Annotated in this window: 6 protein-coding genes; 3 read left to right on the top strand and 3 right to left on the bottom strand. The window is 70.5% G+C overall.

The window, feature by feature from the left end:
- The 3 genes from E1284_RS34950 to E1284_RS34935 all read left to right on the top strand — a co-directional run.
- Window positions 1–2,350: transglycosylase domain-containing protein (locus E1284_RS34950; RefSeq protein WP_207924122.1), on the top strand; the 2,350-nt coding region annotated here is incomplete at its 5' end.
- Between the two features lie 258 nt (window positions 2,351–2,608).
- Window positions 2,609–5,305, top strand: a complete 2,697-nt coding sequence (locus E1284_RS34940) for a transglycosylase domain-containing protein (protein WP_279433104.1) — start codon at window positions 2,609–2,611, stop codon at window positions 5,303–5,305.
- Window positions 5,306–5,417: 112 nt separating this feature from the next.
- Window positions 5,418–6,854, top strand: coding sequence for a glycosyltransferase family 87 protein (locus E1284_RS34935; RefSeq protein ID WP_243714934.1), 1,437 nt, complete (start codon window positions 5,418–5,420; stop codon window positions 6,852–6,854).
- 21 nt (window positions 6,855–6,875) lie between these two features.
- Here the strand turns inward: E1284_RS34935 and E1284_RS34930 are convergent, their stop codons facing one another.
- The 3 genes from E1284_RS34930 to E1284_RS34920 all read right to left on the bottom strand — a co-directional run bounded on the left by E1284_RS34930 (window position 6,876) and on the right by E1284_RS34920 (window position 9,282).
- On the bottom strand, window positions 6,876–7,802 hold the full coding sequence (locus tag E1284_RS34930; RefSeq protein ID WP_131944436.1) for a MerR family transcriptional regulator: 927 nt from the start codon (window positions 7,800–7,802) through the stop codon (window positions 6,876–6,878).
- 156 nt (window positions 7,803–7,958) lie between these two features.
- Window positions 7,959–8,336: a DUF4190 domain-containing protein gene (locus tag E1284_RS34925; protein WP_131944435.1), complete on the bottom strand. Its 378-nt coding sequence runs from the start codon at window positions 8,334–8,336 to the stop codon at window positions 7,959–7,961.
- A 178-nt stretch (window positions 8,337–8,514) separates the two neighbouring features.
- Window positions 8,515–9,282 (bottom strand): deoxyribonuclease IV, encoded by a 768-nt coding sequence (locus tag E1284_RS34920; RefSeq protein ID WP_131944434.1) that lies wholly within the window; start codon window positions 9,280–9,282, stop codon window positions 8,515–8,517.
- Window positions 9,283–9,376 lie beyond the last annotated feature (94 nt).

The following is a 9,376-nucleotide window of genomic DNA, read 5'->3' as shown; positions in this document are numbered from 1 at the left end:
GGGTGGTCCCGGTGGCCCCGGTGGGCCCGGTGGGCCCGGTGGGCCTGGACGGCGCGGGGCGCCGGTGCCGCCGCAGAAGAAGGGCATGCTCGGGCACCTGCGGTCCCGGGAGACCGGCTGGCGGCGGTTCATCCCGTCCTGGAAGGTGGTGGCCGGCGTCGCCGGGCTCGGCATCGCCGCGTTCGTCACGCTGATCTGGGTCGCCTACAGCAACACGCCGACCCCCGCCGAGCCGACCGTCGCCGGCGTCGAGGACCAGGCGTCGATCTTCTACTACACCGACGGCACCGAGATCGGGCGGATCGGCAAGAAGCGGCAGAGCGTCGAGTTGAAGCAGGTCCCGCCGTTCGTCCAGAACGCGGTCCTCGCGGCGGAGAACCGCAGCTTCCGCACCGACCCGGGCTTCTCGGTCAAGGGCACGACGCGCGCCGTGTGGGACAACCTGACCGGCGGGTCCGGCGGCGGCTCCACGATCACGCAGCAGCTCGCGAAGAACTACTACTCCGACCCGAACAACCGGACGGTGGACCGGAAGTTCAAGGAGCTGTTCATCTCGGTGAAGCTGGAGGACAAGTACACCAAGGACGAGATCCTCAAGCTCTACCTGAACACGATCTACCTCGGCCGCGACACGTACGGGATCCAGGCGGCGTCGCGCGAGTACTTCGGCAAGAACGTCTGGCAGTTGAAGCCCGACGAGGCGGCCGTCCTCGGCGGCATCATCCAGAACCCGAACCGGGACGCGGGCGACCCGAAGAACAAGGCGTGGGTGACCGCGCGCTACCAGTACACGCTCCGGGGCATGGTCTCCATGGGCAAGCTGAGCCAGGCGGACGCCGCCAAGTACATGCAGCGGCTGCCCAAGATCAGCAAGCCGGGCAGCGACAAGCAGCTGTACGGCGGCCAGCGCGGCTACATGCTGACCCGCGCGATGGAGGAGCTGCGCCGGCAGGGCATCGACCGCAAGGAGCTGACGACCGAGGGCCTGCGCGTCTACACGACGTTCGACCGCAAGCGGATGGCGATGGCCAAGCGGGCCGCGGAGAAGACCGTCCCGCAGGTGAACCCGAAGAAGCTCGCGAAGAAGAAGATCCGCGTCGGGCTGGTGTCGGTGAACTCGGCGAACGGCGAGGTCGTGGCGTTCTACGGCGGGCCGGACTACCTGGACCAGTCGTTCAACAACGTGTGGCAGGGCTCGGCGCAGGCCGGCTCGGCGATGAAGCCGTACGTGCTGGCGACGGCGCTGAAGCAGAACTACAGCCTGAAGAGCATGGTCGAGGGGCGGTCGAAGACGCCGATCGGCCCGGACGGCAGCGTGGTGTCCAAGGACGACCCGAAAGCCACGATCGTCCCGAACAGCCATGACGTCGGCCCGGCGATCAACCTGATCACGGCGACGCAGGACTCGGTGAACACCGCGTTCATCCAGCTGATGGGCAAGGTCGGCATCGAGGAAGTGATGAAGACCGAGACGGACGCCGGCATCGCGCCGGACCTGCTCGAACCGCACAAGTGCTGCCTGAACCTCGCGCTGGGCGTCAACAACATCCGCCCGGTCGAGCAGGCGGCGGGCTACGCGGTGTTCGCGAGCGGCGGCGTCTACCACCAGCCGCACGTGATCCGCGTCGTCCGGTACAGCGACAACAAGCGGGTCCGGCTGAAGCCGAAGGTCGAGACGCACCGGGTCTTCAGCACCAAGGTCGCGGCGGACGCCACCTACGCGATGCAGCAGGTCATCAAGGCCGGTACCGCGACGGCGGCGGCGCTGCCGGACGGACGCCAGGCCGCCGGCAAGACCGGTACCACCGACCGGAACGTCTCGTCGTGGTTCGTCGGGTACGTCCCGCAGGTCTCGACCGCGGTGACGATCTACAACGACGCGACCGGCCCGGACGGGAAGAAGAAGTCGGTCATCCTGCCGCAGATCGGCGAGGTGGAGGGCGGCACGATCCCCGCCCGCATCTGGCGGTCCTACATGTCGAACGCGCTGCAGGGCATCGACGCCAAGGCGTTCCCGCCGCCCGTGTGGGGCGGGATCGTGCAGAAGTGGGCGAAGCCGCCGGAGAAGAAGAAGGACCGCAGGCCGCCGTGGTGCAACAACCCGATCGGCCAGCACGACCCCCGCTGCCAGGGCGACGGCGGTGACACCGGCGACCTCCCGCCGTGCCCGGGGCCGTTCTCCAACGGCGGCTGCGACCCGAACAAGCCGCCGAGCAACCCGCCGCCCGACTGGTGGTGCCAGATCCACCGCGGGGACCAGGCCTGCCGCCAACGCCGCGGCGGGCGGGGCTTCGAGACCCAGTCGCGGAGCCTGTCGCCACTGCTGCCGTTGGCGAGGCCCCCGGAATGACCTCCGTGACCAGCGCCGGCCCGGTCGGCGCACCGAACCGGCGGTCCGGCCGGCGGGCCGTCGCCGCCACCCGTCCCGTCCATGTGCCACCTGGGGGTGTGACATGAAGCATGTTCGCGAGTATCCGCATGCCAGCGGTACCGCGCGCTCGATCCCGCCCGGCCGGAGGAAGGGCAGCCCTGCCTCATCGGCCTCCCCTGCCACGGGTGCGCAGTACGCTCGGACGACGCATAGCCGTCCCCCAGTTGATGAGGCCGCGTGAGTAACCGATACGGACCGGACTACGGAGAGAGTGCTGGCCGCCGGGGCTCCCCCCGCCCCGGCTCCGCGGGCATGCCGTCCGGCGGGCAGCGCGGCGGGCCGTCCTCCGGCTCGCCGACGCCCGGCCGGGCGCCGCGTCCCGGCGGCAGGGCCGGCGGACGGGCCGGAGGGCCCGCGCGGATGGGCGGCGCCGGCGGCGGACGCCGCCGCGGCGCCCCGATGGCATCCCGATCGGGCCCGGCCGGGCCGCCGCCGCAGCGCGGCCAAGGCGGTCCCGGTGGTCCGGGTGGTCCGGGTGGTCCTGGCGGACGTCCGCCCGGCCCGGGCGGTCCCGGAAGTCCGGGCGGTCCGGGCGGGCGCGGTCCGGGTGGCCGCGGTCCGGGTGGCCCCGGCGGTCCCGGCGGCGGGGACGACTTCTGGGGCGGCGCCGAAGGGCGCGGCCGCCGTGAGAAGCGTCCCGACGACCCCGACAAGAAGACCGGCTGGCGGCGGTACGTCCCGAACTGGAAGATCACGGTCGCGGCCGTCAGCGTGCTGATCCTCGGCATGTCCGTGCTCGTCGTCGTCGCCTACGCCAACACCCCGCTGCCGACCAAGAAGCAGCAGGACGCGCTCCGGCAGGAGTCGGTGATCACCTACGCGGACGGGTCGACCCTCGCCCGGATCGGCACCCACCGCGAGGACATAGCGCTCAAGGACGTCCCGCAGTTCGTCCAGAACGCGGTGCTCGCCGCGGAGGACCGCAACTTCTGGACCGAGCCGGGCATCTCGCCGACCGGCATCGCGGGCGCGATCTTCCGCGCCGCCACGGGCGGCGAGGTCGCGGGCGCGTCGACGATCACCCAGCAGCTGGCCCGCAACTACTGGGCCAACCTCAGCCAGGACCGCACGGTCAGCCGCAAGTTCAAGGAAATCCTCATCTCCATCCGCATGGGCAAGGAGATGGACAAGAAGAAGATCCTTGAGCTGTACCTCAACACCGTCCCGTTCGGACGGCGGTCCTACGGCATCCAGGCGGCGTCCCGCGCCTACTTCCACAAGCCCGTCACCGAGATCAACGAGTCGCAGGCGGCGATGCTCGCCGCGATGATCCAGCGGCCGAACTACTTCGCCACCTACGGCCCGGCCTCCAACCCGGCCAAGCAGGCGCTGATCAACCGCTGGAACTACGTCCTGGACGGCATGGTCGAGAAGGGCTGGCTCGACCAGACCAAGCGCGCGTCGGCGAAGTTCCCGCAGACGCAGAAGAACTGGAGCGACGCCCCCGACGACCCGAACACCGGCTACCTCCAGGACCGCGTGCTCCGGGAGCTGAAGGGCCTCGGCATCGACGAGTCGCTGCTGGAGACCGGCGGGTTGAAGATCACGACGACCTTCGACAAGGGGCTGCAGGCCTACACCAACAAGCTCGTCAAGCAGATGCGGAAGGAAAAGGGCCTCAAGTCCGATATCAAGTTCGGGCTCGCCGCCATCGACAACAAGACGGGCGGGGTGGTGGCCGCCTACGGCGGTGCCGACTACCGCAAGCAGCAGTTCGACAACTCCTTCCAGGGCAACGTGCAGCCGGGTTCGTCGTTCAAGCCGATCGTGCTGGCCACCGCGCTCGACCAGGGCATCAGCCTGAAGACGACGATGGACGGCCGCTACAAGCGGACGATCAACGGTGCGACGTTCACCAACGACAGCACGTCCGAGAACGGCGTCTACAACCTGAAGCAGATGACGGCGATGTCCATCAACACGGCGTACGTCGAGCTGGGGCAGAAGGTCCAGCTGACCAACGTCATCGACATGGCCAAGAAGATGGGCATCCCCAAGGAGACCGAGAACCTCAACCCGACCTACACCTCGCTGCCGCTCGGTGTCATCGACGCCAGCCCGGTCACGATGGCGTCGGTCTACTCGACGTTCGCGGCCGGCGGCAAGCACCGCCAGGCGCACGTGATCGCCAAGATCACCGACGCCCGGGGCAACCCGGTCATGAACAACGAGCACGAGTCGCTGGAGAAGCTGCCCTGGCAGAATCCGACCACCGCCTTCTCCGAAGGCGTCGCGGCGGACGCCACCGACGCGATGCGGGCGGTCGTCACGTCCGGTACCGGTAAGGGCGCGAGCCTCGGCGCCCGTCCGGTCGCCGGCAAGACCGGTACCACGGACGAGAACAAGTCCGCCTGGTTCGTCGGCTACACGCCGCAACTGTCGACGGCGTCGGCGATGTGGCGGGAGGACAAGTCGGGCAACCGCAAGTCCCTGATCGGTGTCGGCGGATACAACCAGGTCTACGGTGGTACGGTCCCGGCCGAGCTGTTCAAGCGCTTCATGCTGAAGGCGCTGGAGGGCAAGGAGATCACCCCGTTCCCGCCGGCGGTCAACGGCGGGCAGCTCGCCCCGTGGGCCAAGGCGAAGCCGGAGCCGAGCCCGTCCACCTCGCCGAGCCCGTCGACGTCGCCGAGCTGCCGCCCGGGGCAGAACCCGCCGCAGCCGGGCTGCACGCCGACGACCCCGACGACGCCGACCTCGCCGTCGCCGCCGACGGGGGAGGGCAAGCCCTGCAACGAGTTCAACATGCCGCTCAACTGCGACCCGAACCTTCCGCCGGAAGGGGACAAGAGCTGGTGGTGCGCGAGGCCAGAGCACCGCAACGACCCCGCCTGCCGGAACGAGGAGCCCGCGGGCCCGAACCAGGGCGCCTAGCGGAACGCGCATGGTGAAGGACGGCCCGGAGCCCGTGGCGGCTCCGGGCCGTCCCTCATGATCGTCGCGGTTGTGATCGCGGAGTGCCGCGGGACGAATAGTCTTGCTGTCCATGTCGTCGTCTTCTGAGAGGGTCGCGATGTCCGCCGGCAGCGACACGGCGGACCGTCCCGGCCGGCTGATGCGGCTCGCACCGGTGCTGACGGGGCTCACCGCGCTGGTGTGCCTGCTCGGCTGGCTGCAGAAGCAGCCGTGCGCGTCGGTGCGGTTCGACTTCCTCAAGACGACGGCGAACGCCTGCTACACCGACGTCTACCCGCTCTACTACGTGCGCGGGCTGAGCGACGGCAAGATCCCCTACTTCGACTCGCTCCCCGGATCCGACATCCACTACGTCGAGTACCCGGTGCTCAGCGGCGGGTTCATGCAGCTCGTCGCGTGGCTCGTCCAGCCGTTCGGGGTGGACGCGCGCGGGATCGCGTTCTACAACGTGACCGCGCTGATCCTCGCCGTCCTCGCGGTCGTGGCCGTCCTCGCCACGGCGTACGCGGCGGGACGGCGCTCGCTGCGCACCGGGCTGATGGTGGCCCTGTCCCCCGCGCTGCTGCTCACCGCCTACATCAACTGGGACCTGCTCGCGGTCGCGCTGTCCGCGCTGGCGGTCGCCGCGTGGTCGGCGCGCCGCCCGGCGCTCGCGGGCGCGCTGCTGGGGCTGGCGATCGCCGCGAAGTTCTACCCGCTGCTGTTCCTCGGCCCGCTGGTGCTGCTGTGCGTCCGCGCCGGGCAGTGGCGCGCGCTGGGGCGGCTGCTCGCCGGCACGGCCGGGGCCTGGCTGGCCGTGAACCTGCCCGTGATGGTCTTCGCGTGGGACGGCTGGAAGGAGTTCTACACCTTCAGCCAGCAGCGCGGCATCGACTGGGGCTCCATCTTCTTCGTCCTGCAGGACCACGGGCTGGAGAAGCCCGCCACCGACACCGGCCTGCTCAACATGCTCGGCACCGGGACGTTCCTCGTCCTCGCCGCCGGCATCGCCGTCCTCGCGCTCGCCGCGCCGCGCCGCCCGCGCCTCGCGCAGCTGATGTTCCTGGTGCTGGTCGCGTTCATGCTGCCGAACAAGGTCTGGTCGCCGCAGTACGTGCTGTGGCTGCTGCCGCTCGCGGTGATGGCCCGGCCGAAGCTGCCCGCGTTCGTCGCGTGGCAGCTCGGGGAGATCGTCTACTTCTTCGGGATCTGGTGGTTCCTGCTGTCGGTGTCCGGCCAGACTCCGGGGCAGGACCTGTCCGGCACGGTGTCGGCGGTGCTGAGCTTCGACGCGCCGGAGGGCGGCATCAGCCAGGACGTCTACTCGCTGGCCCTGCTCGCCCGCTTCGCGACCGTCCTGCTGCTGGCGGTGCTGGTGGTGCGGGACATCGTGCGGCCGTCCGCGGACATCGTCCGGTCGGACGGCGCGGACGACCCGGCGGGCGGTTTCCTCGACGGCGCCGCCGACGTGATCTCGCTGGGACGCCGGCGTGGCGTGCGCCGCGCCGGCGCCCCAGCGCCGTCCTGATCGGTCCTAGTCGCGCCGGTCCTAGTCGCGCAGGGCCTCGGCGAACCACTCGAACGACGGGGTCATCGCGGGCCAGACGGGCCAGCCGTTGATGATGGCGATCAGCTGCCAGTAGCGCTCCGCGCGCCGGTCGGTGCCGATCTGCGTCCGCCTCCGCAGCTCGCGCCTGAACTCGGCGCCGTCCGCGGTGCCGAAGGCCGCCGCGTAGGCGGCCACCAGCTCGTCGACGATGGGGCGGGCCGCGTCCGAGCCGGGCTCGATCCCGTCCGCGATCGCCGCCGCGGCCTTCTCGCCGGTCAGCCGGCCGAGCTCCGCGGGATCCTCGGGGTAGGTGCCGTTCTCGTTGTCGGCGGCCTGGTGCTCGGCCATCCGCCGCACCGACGCCCGGAAGTCGGGGTCGCCGACCAGCTCCGCCAGCTCCACCCAGGCGTCGATCTGCTCGGGCTCGGGGTCGTCGGGCAGTTCCGGCAGCGTGGACCGCATCTTCGCCTCGAAGTCGGGGTTCAGGTCGAGTCCGGCGAACGACGCGTCGATGAAGTCGGTGATGATCCGCCGGCGCTCCTCGTCGGACAGCCGGGCGAGCTTGTGCATGAGTTCGATCTCCTCGGGGTCGGATCCGCGTTTCGCCACCGCCCGCAGCACGGCCCGGCGCAGCCGGAGCGTCCGGATCTGCACGTCCAGTGCCTCCGCGTGCGCCGCCGCGACGTCCCCGACGCCGATCTCGCGGTCCAGGACCCGCTGGATCGTGCCGAGGTCGACGCCGAGGTCGCGCAGCGTCCGGACGAGATCGAGGCGCGCGGCGGCGTCCGCGTCGTACAGCCGGTAACCGGCTTCGGTGCGGCAGGTGGGCGGCACGACACCCTCGTCGGAGTAGAACCGGATCGTCCGCACCGGGAGCCCGGTGCGCCGGGCCAGCTCCCCGATCGTGACCAAGGTGTCGCCGTCCATGACCCTCACCTTGCGGCCTCCACCCGCTGGAGACTCAACCCCCGACTCGGTGCCCGCGCCCCCACGGGATCGTCCGCGCGGCTTCCACCCCGATGACGGTGCTGATGGCCGGCGCCGGGGTGGAGGCGGCGGGCGTCCCCCGGCCCGGCCGAACGGTCAGTACGTGCTGCCGCTGCTCGCCGCGAACATCGCGATGCCGAGTAGGTAGAAGAGCCAGAAGATCAGCCAGCCCGCGCTCACCAGATAGCCGAGGATCAGGCCGGTGACGGCCATGCCGTGGCCGCCCTCGCCGGTCCGCTTGATCTGGCTCAGCGAGACGTGCCCGAAGATGATCGCCAGGATGGACGTGACACCGCAGGCGAAGAAACCGATGAGCCCGCACACCAGCGACGCGGTCGCCATTCCGTTCGTCGGCGGGGCGACCGGCACCGAAGCCCCGTAGTAGTGGTGCTGCACGGCCGGGGGCTGCGAGTACGACTGGGCGTAGGGGTCCTGCTGGCCGTAGCCGTAGGGGTCGTAAGGGGGCTGTGCCATGTGCTTCCCGATCGGTTCGCGCGCCCGCCGCCGGAGAGAACGCGCGTGCGCTGGGGGCTGGGTTCCGGATTATGCCAGTGTGACGTGACCTTCGGATTTTGTCGTCAGGCTGGTCGTGTAGGGGGTTAGATGTCGCGCACACGCTGCGGGTTCCAGTGACGCCCCCGACTTTCCCCGGTCAGAGCTTCGAACGCAACCACGCGATGTCGTCGGCCTGCCCCGCCGCCGGCGTCTCCACCACCACGGGGGCGCCCGCGGCCCGGACCACTCCGAGGATCAGCTCCGGATCGATCTCGCCGTTGCCCAGGTTGGTGTGCCGGTCGGCGCCCGACCCGAACGCGTCGCGGCTGTCGTTGCAGTGCACCAGGTCGATGCGGCCGGTTATGGCCTTGATCCGGTCGACGGCGTCGACGAGGCCCTCCCCCGCGGCGTGCGCGTGGCAGGTGTCGAGGCAGAAACCGAGCTTGGACTCCAGCCCCTTGACACCGGACAGCACCTCCCACAGCCGGGCGATCCGGTCGAACTTGCGCGCCATGGCGTTCCCGCCGCCCGCGGTGTTCTCGATGTAGACCGGAATCGGGCACTCGACCCGCTCGAACACCTTGCGCCAGTTCTCGAAGCCCGCCTCGGGGTCGTCGTCCTTCAGCACGTGCCCGCCGTGGACGATCAGCGCCTTCGCCCCGATCGACGCGGCCGCCTCCAGTTGCTGGGCGAGGTTCTTGCGGCTCGGGATGCGGATCCGGTTGTTGGACGTCGCCACGTTGATCGTGTACGGCGCGTGGATGAAGACGTCCACCCCGGAACCCGCCAGCGCCTCGACGCCCTCCGGCAGGACGGGCTTCTTCCAGCCCTGCGGATCGCCCAGGAAGAACTGGACGACGTCCGCCCCGACCGCGCGGGCGTTGTCGAGCGGACGGTGCTGGTCGACATGGGCTCCGATGCGCATGACCACGAGCCTATCCGCGCCCTACGACACCAGGCACGCCGCGCCGCCGCCGGGGCAGGCGGGGAACGGAGCCGCGCCCAGGGTCTCGGGGGGC

Source organism: Actinomadura bangladeshensis (genome assembly GCF_004348335.1).
Lineage (GTDB): Bacteria > Actinomycetota > Actinomycetes > Streptosporangiales > Streptosporangiaceae > Spirillospora > Spirillospora bangladeshensis.
The sequence above is the reverse complement of the archived record's forward strand: the minus strand, read 5'-3'. Positions and strand labels throughout refer to the sequence as shown.